The sequence below is a fragment of the Kibdelosporangium banguiense genome, assembly GCF_017876405.1.
GTDB classification, from domain to species: domain Bacteria; phylum Actinomycetota; class Actinomycetes; order Mycobacteriales; family Pseudonocardiaceae; genus Kibdelosporangium; species Kibdelosporangium banguiense.
The window spans coordinates 6,208,612-6,225,268 of the sequence record NZ_JAGINW010000001.1 but is presented as its reverse complement, the minus strand read 5'-3'; the positions used below and the strand labels follow the sequence as shown (position 1 = coordinate 6,225,268).

17 protein-coding genes are annotated in these 16,657 nt (G+C 67.3%); 9 read left to right on the top strand and 8 right to left on the bottom strand.

The annotated features are described in order from the left end of the window. Window positions 1-14 precede the first annotated feature (14 nt). From JOF56_RS29310 to JOF56_RS29290, 5 genes are all read right to left on the bottom strand, one after another. Window positions 15-1,172, bottom strand: coding sequence for a Gfo/Idh/MocA family protein (locus JOF56_RS29310; RefSeq protein WP_209642708.1), 1,158 nt, complete (start codon window positions 1,170-1,172; stop codon window positions 15-17). Window positions 1,173-1,221: 49 nt separating this feature from the next. After that, window positions 1,222-2,289: a substrate-binding domain-containing protein gene (locus tag JOF56_RS29305; RefSeq protein ID WP_209642707.1), complete on the bottom strand. Its 1,068-nt coding sequence runs from the start codon at window positions 2,287-2,289 to the stop codon at window positions 1,222-1,224. 24 nt (window positions 2,290-2,313) lie between these two features. Beyond that, window positions 2,314-3,246: an ABC transporter permease gene (locus JOF56_RS29300; RefSeq protein WP_307855806.1), complete on the bottom strand. Its 933-nt coding sequence runs from the start codon at window positions 3,244-3,246 to the stop codon at window positions 2,314-2,316. An 86-nt stretch (window positions 3,247-3,332) separates the two neighbouring features. Further along, window positions 3,333-4,817, bottom strand: a complete 1,485-nt coding sequence (locus JOF56_RS29295; RefSeq protein WP_209648552.1) for a sugar ABC transporter ATP-binding protein — start codon at window positions 4,815-4,817, stop codon at window positions 3,333-3,335. A 29-nt stretch (window positions 4,818-4,846) separates the two neighbouring features. Then, complete coding sequence (locus tag JOF56_RS29290; RefSeq protein WP_245378444.1) at window positions 4,847-6,097, bottom strand: ROK family transcriptional regulator; 1,251 nt, start codon at window positions 6,095-6,097, stop codon at window positions 4,847-4,849. Between the two features lie 279 nt (window positions 6,098-6,376). On the opposite strand from JOF56_RS29290, the gene JOF56_RS29285 reads away from it, so the two are divergent. The 3 genes from JOF56_RS29285 to JOF56_RS29275 are packed head-to-tail and all read left to right on the top strand — an operon-like array spanning window position 6,377 to window position 10,672. Next, the gene (locus JOF56_RS29285) at window positions 6,377-6,892 is read left to right on the top strand and encodes a SigE family RNA polymerase sigma factor (protein WP_209642705.1); all 516 of its coding nucleotides are present in this window, start codon (window positions 6,377-6,379) and stop codon (window positions 6,890-6,892) included. Next, entirely contained in the window at window positions 6,873-7,547 is a 675-nt protein-coding gene (locus JOF56_RS29280; protein ID WP_209642704.1) for a hypothetical protein, read from the top strand. Before JOF56_RS29285 ends, JOF56_RS29280 begins: the two co-directional genes overlap by 20 nt. Before the next feature lie 38 nt (window positions 7,548-7,585). After that, a complete protein-coding gene (locus JOF56_RS29275) occupies window positions 7,586-10,672 on the top strand; it encodes a CHAT domain-containing protein (RefSeq protein ID WP_209642703.1) in 3,087 nt (1,028 codons plus the stop codon). On the opposite strand, the gene JOF56_RS29270 is transcribed toward JOF56_RS29275, so the two are convergent. Continuing rightward, window positions 10,669-11,262, bottom strand: a complete 594-nt coding sequence (locus JOF56_RS29270; protein WP_209642702.1) for a GNAT family N-acetyltransferase — start codon at window positions 11,260-11,262, stop codon at window positions 10,669-10,671. The two genes, JOF56_RS29275 and JOF56_RS29270, sit on opposite strands and share 4 nt — an antisense overlap. An 89-nt stretch (window positions 11,263-11,351) precedes the next feature. On the opposite strand from JOF56_RS29270, the gene JOF56_RS29265 reads away from it, so the two are divergent. Together JOF56_RS29265 and JOF56_RS29260 are read left to right on the top strand one after the other, a co-directional pair. Then, window positions 11,352-11,648, top strand: coding sequence for an ArsR/SmtB family transcription factor (locus JOF56_RS29265; RefSeq protein ID WP_209642701.1), 297 nt, complete (start codon window positions 11,352-11,354; stop codon window positions 11,646-11,648). After that, window positions 11,638-12,123, top strand: a complete 486-nt coding sequence (locus JOF56_RS29260) for a YbaK/EbsC family protein (protein WP_209642700.1) — start codon at window positions 11,638-11,640, stop codon at window positions 12,121-12,123. The genes JOF56_RS29265 and JOF56_RS29260 overlap by 11 nt, the downstream gene beginning before the upstream one ends. Here JOF56_RS29260 and JOF56_RS29255 read toward each other — a convergent pair. Next, window positions 12,116-13,315 carry an ROK family transcriptional regulator gene (locus JOF56_RS29255; protein ID WP_307855308.1) on the bottom strand — a complete coding sequence of 400 codons (1,200 nt, stop codon included), beginning with the start codon at window positions 13,313-13,315 and terminating at the stop codon, window positions 12,116-12,118. The genes JOF56_RS29260 and JOF56_RS29255 overlap by 8 nt on opposite strands. A 248-nt stretch (window positions 13,316-13,563) precedes the next feature. Here JOF56_RS29255 and JOF56_RS29250 point away from each other — a divergent pair, with 248 nt between their 5' ends. Both JOF56_RS29250 and JOF56_RS29245 read left to right on the top strand, forming a co-directional pair. Next, on the top strand, window positions 13,564-13,995 hold the full coding sequence (locus JOF56_RS29250; RefSeq protein ID WP_307855307.1) for a phosphatase PAP2 family protein: 432 nt from the start codon (window positions 13,564-13,566) through the stop codon (window positions 13,993-13,995). 42 nt (window positions 13,996-14,037) lie between these two features. Beyond that, window positions 14,038-14,355: a hypothetical protein gene (locus JOF56_RS29245; RefSeq protein WP_209642698.1), complete on the top strand. Its 318-nt coding sequence runs from the start codon at window positions 14,038-14,040 to the stop codon at window positions 14,353-14,355. Here the strand turns inward: JOF56_RS29245 and JOF56_RS29240 are convergent. Next, entirely contained in the window at window positions 14,352-15,272 is a 921-nt protein-coding gene (locus JOF56_RS29240) for an NAD(P)/FAD-dependent oxidoreductase (protein WP_209642697.1), read from the bottom strand. The genes JOF56_RS29245 and JOF56_RS29240 overlap by 4 nt on opposite strands. A gap of 67 nt (window positions 15,273-15,339) precedes the next feature. Between JOF56_RS29240 and JOF56_RS29235 the strand changes: the two genes are divergently transcribed. Beyond that, window positions 15,340-15,924: a helix-turn-helix domain-containing protein gene (locus tag JOF56_RS29235; protein ID WP_209642696.1), complete on the top strand. Its 585-nt coding sequence runs from the start codon at window positions 15,340-15,342 to the stop codon at window positions 15,922-15,924. 124 nt (window positions 15,925-16,048) lie between these two features. Next, on the top strand, window positions 16,049-16,636 hold the full coding sequence (locus JOF56_RS29230) for a hypothetical protein (protein WP_209642695.1): 588 nt from the start codon (window positions 16,049-16,051) through the stop codon (window positions 16,634-16,636). The last annotated feature ends 21 nt before the right edge of the window (window positions 16,637-16,657 follow it).

Genomic DNA, 16,657 nt, shown 5'->3' with positions numbered 1-16,657 from the left:
TCTTTGGAGTCCATTCAGGACACAGGCGTCCACTTCGCGTCGTTGCCCGCGCTGGTTTCCACTGCCCCCAGGACTTTCTGCACCTGCAGGCCGTCGGCGAAACTCGGCGCCGGGTCGGTGCCGTCGTGGACATGGGTGAGAAAATCGAACACCTCATGCGTGAAGGTGTGTTCATAACCGATCAGGTGACCGGGTGGCCACCAAGCACCCACATACGGGTGCGTCGGCTCGGTGACCAGGATCCGCCGGAACCCGGCGCTCTGGTCGTCGATTTCCCCGTCGTAGAAGGACAGCTCGTTCATCGACTCGAAGTCGAAGGCGAGACTGCCCCGCTCGCCGTTGATCTCCACCCGCATCGCGTTCTTGCGACCCAGCGCGAACCGGGTCGCCTCGTAGGAGGCCAGCGCGCCGGAGGCGAACCGGCCGATGAACAACGCGGCGTCGTCCACCGTGACGTCGTCCAGCCTGCCGTCCGGGTCCCCCGCGACCGGTCGCTTGTGGACGAACGTCTCGGTCAGCGCGGACACCCCGGTCAGCTGCTCACCGAGCAGGAACTGGGTGGCGTCGATGATGTGCGCACCGATGTCCCCCAGCGCGCCGGAGCCCGCCTCCTCCTTGCGCAGCCGCCACGCCATCGGTGTGGTGGGGTCCGACAGCCAGTCCTGCAGGTACTGCGCGCGGACGTGCCTGACCCTGCCCAGCCTGCCTTCGACGATCATCTGACGCGCCAGCGCCAGCGCGGGCACACGGCGGTAGTTGAACGCCACCATCGAGCGCTGGCCGTTGGCCGCGGCAGCCGTCGCGGCCGCGGCCATCTCCTCCGCCTCGGCGACCGAGTTCGCCAGCGGCTTCTCGCACAGCACATGCTTGCCTGCCGCCAGGGCGGCGATGGCGATGTCCTTGTGCGAGTCGCCAGGCGTGCAGATGTCCACGATCTGCACGTCGTCGCGGGCGATGAGCTCCCGCCAGTCGGTCTCTACGGCGTCCCACCCCATCTTGGCCGCGGCGGCCTTGGTCCGGTCCAGGTCCCGGCCACCCAGCACGGCCAGCCGCGGCGCCAGCGGCACGTCGTAGAAGCGGTGCACGGTGCGCCAGGCGTGCGAATGGACCCTCCCCATGAAGGCGTGGCCCACCATGCCGACGCCGATAGTCCCGTCGCCTGCGTTGCTCATCGATCACCCTTCCTTGCGTACAACGGCTTCCACACCCCGGTCGGTGCCGTTAGGAGTCGAACGCCACGTCGGCGTACTGGTCGGCGTTCTCCTTGGTGACCACCGCGGAGTAGGTGGTGATGGACGCCGGGATCTCGTGCTCGGCCAGGTCGCCCATGCCCTTGGCCTGGCCCAGCAGCCGCGCGAGCGCGATCGCCGAGGACGACATGGACGGGCTGTAGAGCACCGTCGCCTTGATCACGTCGTTGTCGGCCTTGATCTTGTCGATCATGTTCTTCGAGCCGGCGCCGCCGACCATGATGAATTCCTTGCGGTTGGCCGCACTGATCGCCGCCATCACGCCGATGCCCTGGTCGTCGTCGTGGTTCCACAACGCGTCCAGCTTCGGCGCGGCCTGTAGCAGGTTCGCGGTCTGCCGCTCGCCGGTCTCCACGGTGAACTCGGCGGCCACCCGTGGGCCGACGCTGAAGCCGGCCTTGACCAGCGCGTCCTTGAAGCCGCGGCTGCGGTCCTGGGTCAGCGGCAGCGAGTCGATCCCGGCCACCTCGCCGATGACCGGCTTGCTGATGTTCTTCTTCTTCAGCTCCGCGGCGATGTAGTTGCCCGCGTTGACCCCCATGCGGTAGTTGTCGCCGCCGATCCAGAGGCGGTACGCCAGCGCGGTGTCGAAGATCCGGTCCAGGTTGATCACCGGGATGCCCTTGTCCATCGCGGACTGGCCGACCGAGGTCAGCTGCTTGCCGTCCATCGGCAGGATCACCAGGACGTCGACCTTCTGGTTGATCAGCGTCTCGACCTGGGCGATCTGCTGGCTCGGGTCGTTGGTGCCCTCGGTGGCCTTCAGCGTCACGTCGGCCTTGAACTTGTCGGCCTGTGCCTTGGCGTTCTTGGTGATCGCCGCGATCCAGCCGTGGTCGGCCGCCGGTGCGGAGAAGCCGATGGTCACCATCTTGCCCGGCTTGGCGTTGTCACCCTGGCCCGCGGCGACGTTCCCGGCCGGTGTCTGGGCCTGTGGCTGCTCGTTGGACGTGCACCCGGCCAGCAGGGCGCCCGCGCCGACGGCGGCACCACCGATGAGGAATCCGCGTCGGGCAAGGAAAGGAGGCAGGTCGGTCATCTTTGATCTCCTGGTTTTCGGTTCTTAAGTGGTGGAACGTGCCCGGTTGGTGCGGAACTGCAGCAGCACGGCGATGACGATGATCACGCCCTTGGCGATGTTCTGTACCTCGGTCGGAAGGTTGTTCTGAGCGAAGATGTTCGTGATCAGCGTGAAGATCATCACGCCGATCAGCGTGCCGACCATGGTGCCGCGGCCCCCGGTCAGCACCGTGCCGCCGATGACCACCGCGGCGATCGCGTCCAGTTCGTAGAACAAGCCGTTGGTCGACGAACCGGCTGTGGTCCGGGCCGCAAGCATGATCGCGGTGATGCCGGCCAGCGCACCGGCAACGCCGTAGACCAGGGCGATGTGCCGCTTGACGTTGATGCCCGCCAAGCGAGTCGCCTCCGGGTTGCCGCCGACGGCGAACGTACGGCGGCCGAACGTGGTCCGGTTGAGCACGACCCAGCCGACGACGACCACCACGGCCAGAATCCAGATCAGGGTGGGGATCCCGAGGAACGAGCCGCGGAAGAACGTCAGGAAGTCCTGGTCACGCACGACCTGTGTCTGCTTGTTGCTGAGATACTCGGCCAGACCACGCGCCGAGATGTACATCGCGAGCGTCGCGATGAACGGCACCATCCGGCCGTACGCGATCAGCACGCCGTTGACCAGACCGGCCGCCAGGCCGACCAGGAGCCCGCAGATCACCATCACCCACGGCCCGTAGGACTGGGTGGCCAGCGTGGTCATCCACACGCTGGCCAGGCCGACCACCGACCCGACCGACAGGTCGATGCCGCCGCTGATGATCACGAACGTCATCCCGACGGCGACCACCCCGGACGGCGCGGCCAGCCGAAGGATCGTGTCGAAGTTGCTCCCGGTGAGGAAGTTGTCCGGGCTGGTGACCCAGCCGATGATGATCATCAGCACCAGGACGCCGAACAGGCTGGCCAGCCGTAGGTCCACAGGGAATCCGCGCTTGTCGCGCGATGCCGGGGTTCCCGGCGGCTCGGTGTCCCGCTCTGCGGTGTTCTCAGCGGGTTCTAGCTGGGTCACGCGGCACTTCCCTCCATCACCATGTCCAACACGTCCGCCTCGGTCAGCTCGTCGGCGGGCGCCTCATGGATCACCCGTCCCTCACGCAGTACCAGCACCCGGTCGGCGAGACCGAGTACCTCGGGCATCTCGCTGGAGACCAGCACCAGCGCGACACCGTCCGCGGCCAGTTCCCGGATCAACCGGTACAGCTCCGCCCGTGCGCCGACGTCGACACCGCGGGTCGGCTCGTCCAGCAGCAGGATCTTGCAGCCGTGCACGAGCCAGCGCGCGACAACCGCCTTCTGCTGGTTGCCACCCGACAGCGTGCTGATGCCGCGGCGCGGATCGGACGGGCGCAGATCCAGGTCTTCCAGCTTGGCCCGGGAATCCCGCAGTTCCTTGGCCCGGTCGGTGAACCCGAAGCTGCTGTAGGCGCCCATGCTGGCCAGCGTCACGTTCTGCGCGACCGTCATGTCCATCAGCAGCGCCTGGCTCTTGCGTTCCTCCGGCGCCAGCCCGATGCCCGCGTTGACCGCGGCCTTCACGTCACCGGCCTTGAGCTGCTTGCCGTTGACGAAGACCTGGCCGCGATCGGCCTTGCGGGCACCGAAGATGGTCTCCAGGATCTCGCTGCGCCCGGCACCGACCAGCCCGGCGATGCCCAGGATCTCCCCGGCGTGCACGGTGAAGTTGACGTCGGCGAACTCGTTGTCCCGGCCGAGCCGCTCGACCTTGAGCACCTCCCGCGATGAGTCCACAGTGGACTCCTCGCGGTGCGGGTACACCGTCTCCACGCGCTTGCCCGACATCAGCGCGACCAGATCCGAGGTCGGCGTGTCCGCGGCGAGTCCACTCGCGACGGTCTTGCCGTCCTTGAGGACCGTGACCCGGTGGCCGATCTCGCGGATCTCCTCCAGCCGGTGGGAGATGTAGACGACCGCGACGCCGTCGGCCGTCAGGTCGGCCACGACCCGGAAGAGGTTCGTGACCTCGTCGGCGGCCAGTGCCGCGGTCGGCTCGTCCATCACGATCAGCTTGGCGTCGTGCGCCAGCGCGCGGGCCATCGAGACCAGCTGCTGGCCGGCCGCCGACAGCTCACCGACCTCCTTCTCCGGCGGGATCTCCGGGTGGCCGAGCCGCTTGAGCAACGCCGTCGCCTGCTTGCGGGCCGCCCGGTCGCGGGTGAAGCCGAACTTGGCGTGCTCGTGGCCGAGGAAGATGTTGTCGGCCACCGACAGACCAGGGATCAGGTCGAGTTCCTGGTACATCGTGGCCACGCCCATCCGCAGCGCGGCCACGGGCGAGGACAGCGTGGCCGTCTCGCCCTGCCAGACGATCTCGCCCTCGTCGGGCTGGTGCGCCCCGGCCAGCACCTTGATCAGGGTGGACTTGCCCGCGCCGTTCTGGCCGAGCAGGCAGTGCACCTCGCCGGCGCGGACGGTCAGGTCCACACCGCCGAGCGCACGAACCCCCGGGAACGTCTTGACGATCCCGGTCATCTGCAGCAGTACTGAACTTTCTTCGGCGGTCAAGCCGGTGCCTCCGTTTTGGTCAACTCGGCGGTGTGCATTCGTTCCGGTACCTGAGTCGGATCCTCGAAGATCCGGCTCAACGCGGCCAGTGCGCCGCCGGTCCGGGCGGCGGTGAAGCCGAGCTCGGAACCGACCACACGAACCGTCGCGGCCTCGGCCACGACCGCCCGGGCGGCGACCTCGATCCGGGCAGGCTCGACCAGCCAGTCGGGCAACGCGGCGAAGTAACCGCCGAGTACCACGACCGCAGGGCTCAGTACGTTGACCACAATGGACACGCCGACGCCGAGCGCGGCGCCGATCTGGTGCAGCGCGCCGAGCGTGCGCTGGTCACCATGCTCGGCGCGGGCCCGGATGATGGCCATCCGTTCCTCGATCGCCCGGTTCGGGTCGGACACCGGGTCGCCGGGCGCGGACAGCGCGTGGAACAGCGCGGCCAGCCCGACCTGCGTCTCCCAGCAGCCCCGGCGCCCACACGAGCACTGCGGGCCCATCGGGTCCATGGACATGTGCCCGACCTCGCCGGCGTACCCGATCGAGCCGCGGATCAGCCTGCTGCCCGCGATCACGCCCGCGCCGATGCCGAAATCCCCGGTCACGTAGACGAGGTCGGCCGTGCCGCGCACGCCGCCGGTCTCGTACTCGGCGGTGGCGGCGAGGTTGGCGTCGTTGTCCACCGAGATCCGGTCGAGCGGGAAGCCGAGCCGCCCGGCGAGGCCGTCTGCCAGCGGAACCTCACGCCAGCGCAGCCTCGGGGCAAGCCGCACGACACCACGCCCGGTATCGACCAGACCAGGCACCGACATCGTGATCCCGGCCGGGAACGTGGTGACGACCGCGGCCAGCTCGTCACCCGCGACCTCGGCGAGCTTGTCGATGGTCCGCTCGACACCAGCCGACAGCACGTCGAAGGGAATCTGGCGGTCGGAGACCACGTGACCCGCGGTGTCCACCGTGGTCGCGGCGAGATGGTCGAGATTGATCTCCAGGCCGATCCCCCGGGCACCCTCCGGATCCAGCTCGACGATCTGCCCCGGCCTACCCTGCCCGCCTGCGGCGACACCACCGGGCCGGACCAGGCGACGGGACGTGAGCTCGGCGACCAGAGTGGAGACCGTCGCCTTGCTCAGACCGGACAGCACCGCCAGCTGCGCCCGCGACAAACCGCCCTGCTCCCGCAGGACGCGCATGACCCAGGCGAGGTTCGCCCTGCGCAACGCGGCGCGGTCGGTCGGCTGCTCCGGCATGACCGGCACTCCAGCTCCACTTCGTTGGGTAACTAGCCGAACTAAGGTGCCCTAGCTCACACGCAACCTTGGATTCTGGGGGACTTGTATCGCAATCCGCCAAAAGTACCAATACTTAGGACAGTCTTTCGCTCGGCTCCGACAAAAGTAGGGCGAGTCTAACGCTAAGTCACCCGAACCAGAACCCTTTGTTCCGCTCGCTCGAAACTCGCCTTGAACCTCCCGGGCCCCTCACGGGGTAGGAGCATCGGACAGCGTCGGACTCAGTAAGGAGAGACCGTGCGAGATTCGCCGGGTGACCTGGCGTTCGAGGAGTACTTCGAATCCCGTTCGCGCAGGCTGCGAAGGCTGGCGTACGCGATGTGCGGCGACTGGCACCTCGCCGAGGACATCACACAGAACACCTTCATCCGGCTCTATCAGCGCTGGAAGCGGGTCCGGCCGGAGACCGCGGACGCCTACGCCCGCAGGATCCTGACCAACGTCTTCCTCAGTGGCGTGCCCAAACGCAAGCGTGAGCAGGCGTTCGCGGCGATCCCGGACGAGGTCGCGCCACAGGGCCGTAACAGCGAGGAACGGCTGGACATAGCGGCAGCACTGCGTGACCTGTCGCCCAGTCAGCGAGCGATGGTCGTGCTCCGGTTCATGGAGGACCTGTCCATCGCGGAAGTGGCCGAACTGATGGGCGTCGCCCAGGGCACGGTCAAAAGCCAGACCTCGCGCGGCGTCGAGGCCCTACGCACAGCGCTGGAAATCCCGGAGGGAGTGATGAACGATGGCCGACTTGCGTACTGAACTGGAGACCTACGCCTCCGCGGACGAGCCGCCGATGCGGATGACGTTCGACGAGGTGTTCACCGCCGCACGGCGCAAGCGTCAACGCCACAGGTCCCTGACCATCGCAGGCGGAGTGGCAGTGCTGGCCGCAGCGGCAGTCGCCGTGCCTGTCGTCTTCACGACAGCCGCGACGCCGCCACCACCGATCGGACCCGCGGCGCCCCCTTCGTTGGGAAGCGGGTGTCCACCGCCGGCCGAGAAGGAAGCACAACTCCGCTGTGTGTTCGACAAGTTCCTGGCAAAGGAGACTCCTGGCACGCCATGGCAGAAGACAAAGACCAAGATCCTCGGCCCTACCCGAGGTGCCTACGCTGTCACCGACCGCAACGACTACGTGCAACTGAACATCGTCACCCGCGACAGCGACCCTAAGGACACATGTAAAACCATGAGCACCCGCGGCCCCTGTGAACAACGGGTCGGCCCACACGGCGAAACGGTGCTGGTCTTCGACCACGACCCTGGGAAGCCCGGGAGCCCGCACATGACAGTGCGCGTCCAGTCCGGGCGGTCAGAGGTGACAATGGACCTTGGCGGACCCACGCCGACGAAGCGAATCCTCGATGCCAACCAGATGATCCGGCTCGCCACCACGCCGGAACTGCTCCCCTGACACCAGAACCGACCCCGCAGTAGGTACCTTTCTCAACTGTGGTGGGGAGTGACGTCGAGCAGGCTCTGAGCTATCTCGATCAGGCGCAGGGCAGCACGGACCTCGACGTGATCGAGGCCGCGGTCGACCTGTGTCGGCGGGTCGCGGAATCGGTCGGCCGCGAGCATGTCGACCGGCCGGTTCACCTGCACAATCTGAGTCTGGCGTTGCGGCTGCGGTTCGAGCGGGCCGGGACGCCCGACGATCTGGAAGCCGCGATCGCCACCAGCCGCCACGTTCTGGAGGTGGCGCCTGGTGGCGATCCGAACCTGAGTTCGTACCGGCACAACCTCGGGATGTCGCTGTGGCTGCGTTATGGGCGGAGCAACCGGGCTGAGGATCTTGCCGAGGCCATCGGCATCGCCCGGCGGGGCACCGCAGGTGGCGAGCCTGGTCGCACGTTGTGCCTGACTGTGCTGGGTTTGGCGCTGTACAGCCGGTTCCAGCAGTCGGGCAGCAAACCGGATCTGGACGAGGCGATCACGCTGATCCGGTCCGCGGTCAGCCAGCCGGCGATGCTGGCCAGGCTCAGTTCGGCTTTACTGGTCCGCTTCGAGGCCGGCGGCGACGTGGCCGATCTGGACGAGGCGATCGCGGCCGGGCTGACCGGTGCGGACGCCTTCCCGGCCGGCCATCCGGACTGGGTGGTGGCCGTGTCGAGCCTCTGCACGTCCTTCCGGGTCCGGTACTCGCACGCGGGCAACCAGTCCGACTTGGACCGTGCGATCGGGTACGGCCAGGCCGCGGTGGACGCCCGGCCCAGCGCGATGGCGCTGGGCAATCTGGCGGCGGCGTTGCGGGTGCGGTTCGAGGCCAGCGGCTCTGCCGAGGACCTGGACTCAGCGCTGGCGTTCGCCCATGCGGCTGTGGAGGCGGCAGCGCTGGACGACGCCGACCGGGCCCGTTACCTGGACAATCTCGGTGCGGTCCTGATCAGCCGGTATGAGTTGCTGGGCGATCCGGGCGATCTGGACCACGCGATTGTCACCACCCGTGCCGCCGTCGGCGCCGCGCGGACCAAACGGCCGTTGACACAGCTGAAAACGGCGTTGCTGATCCGGTTCGAACGGACCGGCGCGCTGGCCGATCTGGACGAGGCGATCGCGATCGGCTGGGAGGCCGTGGCCACGACCTCGGCCAACCACTCGCATCTGAGCACTCTGGCGCACGCTTTACTGCGCCGGCACGCCCGCACCGGAGCCGAGGCGGACCTTGACCAAGCGCTCACTTTGGCTCGTGAGGCACACGCCGCCGCGCCACTGACCGACCGGCCGCACGTGTCCAATGTAGTCGGTCACGTCCTGCTCACGCGGTACGCACGCAAGGGTTCCGCCGCCGACCTGGACGCCGCGATCAGCGCGTTCCGGGGCGCTGCCAGCCCTTTCCTGGTTTCGGCGTTGCACGAACGGTTCCGGTTGCGCGGAAACCAGGCGGACCTGGCCGAGGCGATCGAACTCGGCGAGGAGGCCGTCCGCACCGGCTCCGTGTCCGCTTTGTCCAAACTTGCCCTGATACTGCCGGACGCGAACGAGGCGATCGCGTTCAGCCGTGCTGCCGTACAGGCGACGGCCGCGGACGATCCCGCGCTCGCGTGCAGGCTGGCCTCGCTGGGCCATCTGCTGCGGGACGCCGGTGATCTCAACGAGGCCTTCACGCGGTTCGTTGAGGCCACGTCGGTTCCGCTTGCCGCTCCATCCATTGCGGTCGACGCGTGCTGGTCGGCCGGATCGCTGATCGCGGCGTCCAGTCCTGGGCGGGCGGCGAACCTGCTGGAGACAGCGGTCCGCGTCGCGGCCGAATCCCCTGTGCAGCACAGCGAACTGGTGCGCGAGGCGGCGTCGCTCGCGCTGGCCGCCGGGTCGCCGAGCCGGGCGCTGAGCCTGCTGGAACTCGGTCGCGGCGGGCAGCTCAGCCAGGCCCTCGGAACGCGCGGCGACGTGGTGGACCTCCGAGCGGAGTACCCGGACCTGGCCCGCCAGTTCATCGACCTGCGCGATCAGCTGTCGTTGCCCGACGACCCGGTCACGGCGGGCAATCCGGCCCGAGGCGTGCTGTCCGAGACGTTCACCCGGACTGTGGCGGTGATCCGAGCGCTGCCTGGCTTCGCCACGTTCCTCCTGCCGGTGGAAGTCGATCTCTCCGCCGCGCAGGACGGGCCGCTGGCGGTGATCAACGTCAGCCAGTACAGCAGCGACGCGATCCTGGTGACCGGCCACGGGATCACGTCCGTCCCGTTGCCTCGCCTGACGCCCCGCGCCCTGTCCACCAGGCTGGACGCGTTCTACACGGCTCTCGAATCGTCCAATCAGGACGTGCTGCACGGCGTACTCGAATGGCTGTGGGACGTCGCGGCCGCGCCGATCCTGTCCGCCCTGGGCTTCGTGGATGTCCCGCGTACCGAGTGGCCGCGCATGTGGTGGGTCACCAGCGGACCGCTGAGCCTGCTCCCGATCCACGCCGCCGGATACCACTACGCCCCCGGCGAATCAGTGCTGGACCGCGTGATCTCCTCGCACACTCCGACGATCAAGGCACTCGGCCACGCTCGCGACTATGCCCACCCGACCGCGGTCTCCCATGCCCTGGTCGTCGCCACCTCGGCCGCGGAAACGGCCGAGGCCGAAGCGGTCCTCGGCCGCGTGCCGAACTCGATGGTGCTCAGCCCTGCCACCCGTGGCAACGTGCTGTCGCATTTGGACAGCTGCCCGATCGTCCACTTCACCTGCCGCGGCGACGCCGGAGGCCGGCTGCATCTGGAAGACGCGCCGCTCCGGATCGACAGCCTGGTGCCGATCCAGCTCACGCGGGCGCGTCTGGCCTACCTCTCGGCCTGCGAAACCCCGTCCCTGATCGACGAACCCACCCATCTGCCGACCGCGTTCCAGCTGGCGGGCTACCCGCACGTCATCGGCACCTTGTGGCCCGTCAACGACTCCGTCACATCGTTCATCGCCGCGGACTTCTACGGCAACCTCGGGTCCACAAGCGACTCAGCCCGCGCCCTGCACCACGCCATCCGCGGCATTCGCACCGACATCCCCCACCTGCCGACAATGTGGGCCGGCTACTTGCAGACCGGCGCCTAGCTCCAGTGACGTCCTCGCCGGTTGCGCCAGTGCCGCCCGCGCCGGGGAAGATCCTGGGCGTCCGGCCGCAGCGCGGCGAATTCACCGGCGGTGATGCTCATCATCACCGGGTACTTGATCTTCCCGCGCAGCAGGTAGGTGTCCCGCAGGCGGTCCTCTTCACGGAAGCCGAGGCTGCCGTGCAGCGCGAGCGAGGCGAGGTTGCCGCCGTGGATGATGACCTCGCACTTGCGGTAGCCGCGTTGCCCGAACATGAAACCGAGCAGGACAACGACCGCGTCGGCGGCGTAACCACAGCACCGGTGCTGCGGCCCGATCCCGATGCCGTAGCTGAACTGGTCCGGACCAGGGGCCTGGATCGTGGACATCGACCCGACAACGATCCGGCTGTGCAGCGTCTCGATGGCGAACCGCAGGTCGTCGCCGGTGTCGGCGGAACTCGCCCGATGCGCGGCCCAGTGCCGGTAGCCGCCGGTCTGCGGGGAGGAGTCCCGGTCGAACCCGGCCAGCGTCCGCCGGTCGGCCGGACCGACTTCGCGGAGCAGCACCTTCCGCCCGACCAGGTCCGGGCGGAGCGGATTGATGATCATCGACGGCGATGCTACCGGGTGCGTGCCCGGAGAACGAGAGGCCGTCCGGCCTACTGGACAGGCAATGAGCAAATTGCCATAATGCCTCTGTGCTCGACCTGGTCAAGGCGCTGGCCAACGACAAGCGGCTGTTGATCCTGCGGTGGCTGAAGGATCCGGTGGCCAACTTCCCGCCGCAACGCGACGGCGACCTGGTGGCCGACGGGGTCTGCTCGCTGTTGATCGCGCAGAAGCTGGGCGTGAGCCAGCCGACCTGCGGCGAGCACATGAAGGTGCTGAGCCGGGCCGGTCTGGTGCGCGGCCGCAAGATCAAGCAATGGGTGTTCTACCAGCGCGACGAGCAACGGATCGCGGCGGCGAAGGAGCTGTTGGGCAGTGACTGGTGATGCGGATGTGTACTCGCGGCTGATCGCGGACCTCGACGCGGCGGACGCGCGGTACAAGCTGATCGACCACGAGCCGGAAGGCCAGACCGACCTGGTCAGCGCCCTGCGCGGCAACCCGGTCGAGCAGGCGGCCAAGTGCCTGATCGTCATGGTCAAGATCGGCAAGAAGCAGACCCGGTACGTACTCGCGGTCGTACCCGGCGACGCGCGGCTGAACCTCAACGCTGTCAAGGAGTTGCTGAGCGGCACGTACGTGTCGTTCGCGTCGCCCGCGAAAGCCGAGGAGCTCGCGGGCAGCGTGGTCGGCACTGTGCTGCCGGTCAGCTACCACCCGGACCTCGAGCTGATCGTCGATCCGAAGCTGCTCACGTTCCCCGAGCTGTACTTCAACGCCGGGCGGCTCGACCGCTCGATGGCGTTGACCACCGAGGACTACGTCCGCGTGGCCGGACCGCGGATCGAGAACATCACGTAGCGGCGAAGGCGTGATCAGTCGCGGACCAGGCGGCGCCGATCACACCGGCCAGGTCTCCCAACTCGGACAGCACTATCGGCAGGTTGCCGGTGGCCAACGGCAGCGAACGGCGATAGACCGCGCTGCGTACCTCGGCGAGCAGCTGGTGCCCCAGCCGGGACACGCCACCGCCGATCACGACCATGCCCGGGTTGAGGAAGCTGACCAGCGACGCGACCACATGCCCAAGCCGTCGCCCGCCTTCACGAACCAGGTTCGCCGCCGCGAAGTCACCGGCCGAGGCAGCGGAGGCGACGTCCCTGGCGGTGAGTTCGCCTTGGTGCGCCAGCAAGTCCGCGAGATAGGTCGACCGTCCACTGCGCGCAAGCGTGAGCGCATCCCGAGCCAGCGCGGCACCACCGAAATACGCTTCGAGGCAACCGACTTCACCGCACGCGCAGGCTGGGCCGTAGTCGTCGAGTTTGATGTGGCCGATGTCGCCCGCGGTACCCGCAACGCCGCGGTACACACGGCCGCCGAGCACGATCCCGCAACCGATGCCGGTACCGACCTTCACGAAGATCAGCTCGTTCAGCGACCGCGCGACCCCGGCGTGCCGTTCCCCGAGGGCCATCACGTTCACGTCGTTGTCCACAGTCACCGGACAACCCCACTGACTGGCCAACCGGTCACGGACAGGAAAGCGATCCCAGCCCGGCATGATCGGCGGCGCGACCGGCATACCGTCCCGGAAACTGACCGGACCAGGCAGACCGACACCCGCACCGATGACACGCCCAGTCACCTCACCGAGCACCTTGCTCGACAGCTGAGTCAGCCGATCAAGCACCGACACCGGGCCTTTACGGATGTCGTAGTCCTCCACGACATGGGCAAGCACCTCGCAGCGAGCGTCGGTGATGGCCACACCAATCGAGGTGGCACCGATATCCGCGGCAAGAAACCGCAGGTCATCAGCAAGTTTCACCAGCGTGGAACGGCGTCCGCCCCGGCTGGCCGCGGGTCCCCCGGACTCCACCAGATTCCACTCGAACAGCTTGGCGATCTCGGTGGCCAGGCGTGCCCGCGGCAGTTCCAGCCGCTCGCCGAGCTCCACCTTGGCCAGCGGGCCCTCGTCCCGCAGCAGTGCGAGCAACTGGGACTGCTGCCGGGTCTCTACCCGAGGTGCTGAGGCTGCGGCTTGCACGGTCACCAGTACATTGAACCCCAATCCGGGCCAGTCACCGTCATTGTCCCCGCCCATGGAATGTTGATCGACATGCCGGCCGCCAAGGGAGCGTCGCACTGACAACAAGATTCGCCCGGCTGGTCACCGAACTGCTGGCCCCATGGCTCTGGGTCCTAGGCCTGCCCTTCGCAGTCGCCGCTCACGCCACCAACACACTCGGCGGCACCCTGTTATGGGGAGCAGTCGTCAGCATCACCGGCTCCCTCATCCCCATGGCCGTAATCCTGCACGGCGTCAAACAGGGCAAATGGGACGACCACCACGTGACAACCCGCGAACACAGGATGGTCCCGCTCCTGGCCACACTCGCGTCGGTGACCGGCGGCTGGGTCATCCTCGCCCTGGGCGGCGCACCCCGCCAGATGCTCGCCATGTCGATCAGCTTCTTCGTCAGCCTGCTGGCAACTCTCGCCATCACCTTCGGCCTGAAGTGGAAGGTGTCGCTGCATTCAGCCGTGGCTTCAGGCGGCATGGTCGTTCTCGCCGTGACTTTCGGCCCGTGGCTGTGGCTTACTGGCGGGTTGGTCGCTCTTATCGGCTGGTCCCGGGTGGCTTTGAAGGACCACACGACTGGTCAGGTTGTTGGCGGTGTGCTGGTGGGCGCGTTGGTCGGCGGCCTGCTGTTCTGGCTGCTTTCACGTTGAGGCCTTGACCTCAAGTCCGGTTGAGGGTGCAGCGTCGACCGGGTGACGACATTGCTGCTCCGCACCGAACAGAACCCGCTCTGGCTCTGTTTCGAGCCTTGGGGAACCGAACACACGATCGCGCCCAACACGGCCGTCCTGCTGGAATTCTACAGTCCCACGCCGGTCGAGCTCACCCATCACACCGACGGGATCACCTTTGTCAGCTTCGGGCGGCATCCCGACATCCGGGCCGAGAACGGCGATCCCGTCGAGATCTACAGCGACACCATGCCGGAAAGCCCCATCGAGCTCGCCGAGGGCTTCCGAATGATCATGGGCATCGTCCCGCCGAGACCATCCTGGGGCTCGGACAACTAGCTGAGCACGGATTTTGGGCGTAGATCGCTGACCTGGCGTTCGATCTCGTGGCTGAAGCCTCGGGCAACGGCTGCGTCGGTGTCGGCGCGGACCAGGTCGGAGTTGATGGCGGCGGCCGCAGCGACGCCCTCGGCGGCGGCTTGGATGAGGGTGGCCATGGGGTTGGAGACGTTGCCTGCCACCCAAAGGCCGGGAATGTTGGTCTGTCCGAAAGGGCTTGTCTCGGCCGCCGCGTAACCGAGGGATTCCAGGAACGAGTCCCGCGGTTCGAACGTGGGCATCGCGAAGAGGGCTTCGCGGGCGATACGGCGACCGTCGGTCATCTCGACGGCACGCAGGCGGGAGTCCTCGATCACCAGGCGCGCAACGGTTCCTTCGACGATCCGGATGTCGCGTGCCGCCAGCTCGGGGAAGTCTGAGGTTGGCGCGAAGTAGACCACGTCTGACGACCACTGCCGCACCAGCAATGCCTTCTCGGGCGGCCCCATCACGCCGATCGGCCGGTCTGCGACCTCGTAACCGTGGCAGTAGGGGCAAACCACGACATCGGTGCCCCACAGTTCTTGCATGCCAGGGATTGGCGGCAGGACATCACGCAGGCCGGTGGCGACCAGGATCCGGCGGGCCTTCAGATGTGTGCCGTCGGCGAGGGCGACGACGAATCCCGGTGAGATCCCGGTGACCGTCGAGGAAATGAAAGTGCCGCCGTACCCGGCGACCTCGCGTCGGCCCGCGGCGAGCAGTTCGAGTGGTGGCATGCCGTCGCGGGAAAGGAATCCGTGCAGGTTGGCCGCTGCGGCATTGCGGGGTGCGCCAGCGTCCACAATGGCCACTGATCGGCGGGCCCGGGTCAGCACCAGGGCGGCGTTCAGGCCGGCTGCTCCGGCCCCGATTACTACTACGTCATATGAGTTCATGCCATGAGGTAACGCCCACCGATGCCGGAGTGACAACTTTTGTTGCTGATTCTGCAACACTGGGGGCATGGACCTCGCCAGCACACTTGCCGACGTCGGCCCCCGTCTCAAGCGGGTCCGGTCCGAGCGCGGCGTCACGCTCGCCGACCTGTCGGAGATCACGGGCATCTCCAAGAGCACGCTGTCCCGGCTGGAGTCGGGCCAGCGCAAGCCGAGCCTCGAACTTCTGCTGCCTATCGCGCAGGCCCACCAGGTTCCGCTCGACGAGCTTGTCGGGGCGCCCGAGGTCGGCGACCCGCGGGTGCGCATCGCACCGCGGCAGTTCAAGCAGCGAGACGGCCGGACGATCACTGTCCTGCCGTTGACCAGGCATCCGGGCACGCTTCAGGCGTTCAAAATGATCATCCCGGGTACCCGGTGCGAGCCGGAACAGATGACCCACGAGGGCTTCGAATGGCTCTACGTGCTGTCCGGGCGGCTGCGGATGCTCCTGGCGGACAAGGATGTCGTGCTCAGCGTGGGTGAGGCCGCCGAGTTCGACACCCGGCTGCCGCACTGGTTCGGCAGCGCGGACGGCCGGCCGGTCGAGATCCTCAGCCTGTTCGGCAAACAGGGCGAAAGAATGCACCTGCGAGCCAGGTCAAAGCAGTAGAACACTCACCGGTATGACAATTTCCCACTCTTGTTGTGATCTCCATTGAACGCTAATGTACTCACGAGTAGGTTCAATTCGAATGAACCACCTAGGAGTGCGATTTTCCCCGAGGAGATCGACAATGCTGAGACCCCTTGCCATCGGCGCGATCGCTCTGACTGCCGTATTGCTGAGCGCAGGCACCGCGGCTGCCGACCCGATCTTCACCTACGACGTCACCAAAGGCACGTCGCATGTAAAGAAAACCAACTCAGACCTTCCGCTCGGCCCGGGCTCCCTGGTGGTCGACCTCGACGGAGCGAGCGGCAACTTCACCGCCGACATGACCCTGCCGCCGGTGAAGAGCGAGTTCAAGGTCATCGGCTTCATCCCCGCCACCGCGACCGTCACGATGGAGCAGGTCGGGAAGATCACCGGGACGCTGGTCGACGGCGTGGTCACCTCACAGGCCCACGTGAACATCCGGCTGTCGGACGTGAAGACGCTCGGCATACCGCTGTTCGTCGGCGACAAATGCCGCACAGCCACCCCGGCCGTCATCAACCTGCACTCGGCGCCGGAATTCAACGCGCTTGAAGGCGGCGACCTGCTCGCACCGAACTACACCATTCCGCAATTCAAGGACTGCAACCTCGCGACCGGCATACTGAACGGACTGATTCCCGGTCCGGACAACTCGCTGAGCCTCACCCTCGCCATCAAGTGGTAAAAAGATGAAGGCCTCGTGGAT

Excerpts from the sequence above, each read along its gene's own strand:
- JOF56_RS29310 (WP_209642708.1), bottom strand. The coding sequence starts at position 1,172 with ATGAGCAACGCAGGCGACGGGACTATCGGCGTCGGCATGGTGGGCCAC.
- JOF56_RS29305 (WP_209642707.1), bottom strand. The coding sequence starts at position 2,289 with ATGACCGACCTGCCTCCTTTCCTTGCCCGACGCGGATTCCTCATCGGT.
- JOF56_RS29295 (WP_209648552.1), bottom strand. The coding sequence starts at position 4,817 with ATGACCGGGATCGTCAAGACGTTCCCGGGGGTTCGTGCGCTCGGCGGT.
- JOF56_RS29290 (WP_245378444.1), bottom strand. The coding sequence starts at position 6,097 with ATGCCGGAGCAGCCGACCGACCGCGCCGCGTTGCGCAGGGCGAACCTC.
- JOF56_RS29280 (WP_209642704.1), top strand. The coding sequence starts at position 6,873 with ATGGCCGACTTGCGTACTGAACTGGAGACCTACGCCTCCGCGGACGAG.
- JOF56_RS29270 (WP_209642702.1), bottom strand. The coding sequence starts at position 11,262 with ATGATCATCAATCCGCTCCGCCCGGACCTGGTCGGGCGGAAGGTGCTG.
- JOF56_RS29250 (WP_307855307.1), top strand. The coding sequence starts at position 13,564 with ATGGCCGTAATCCTGCACGGCGTCAAACAGGGCAAATGGGACGACCAC.
- JOF56_RS29240 (WP_209642697.1), bottom strand. The coding sequence starts at position 15,272 with ATGAACTCATATGACGTAGTAGTAATCGGGGCCGGAGCAGCCGGCCTG.
- JOF56_RS29235 (WP_209642696.1), top strand. The coding sequence starts at position 15,340 with ATGGACCTCGCCAGCACACTTGCCGACGTCGGCCCCCGTCTCAAGCGG.
- JOF56_RS29230 (WP_209642695.1), top strand. The coding sequence starts at position 16,049 with ATGCTGAGACCCCTTGCCATCGGCGCGATCGCTCTGACTGCCGTATTG.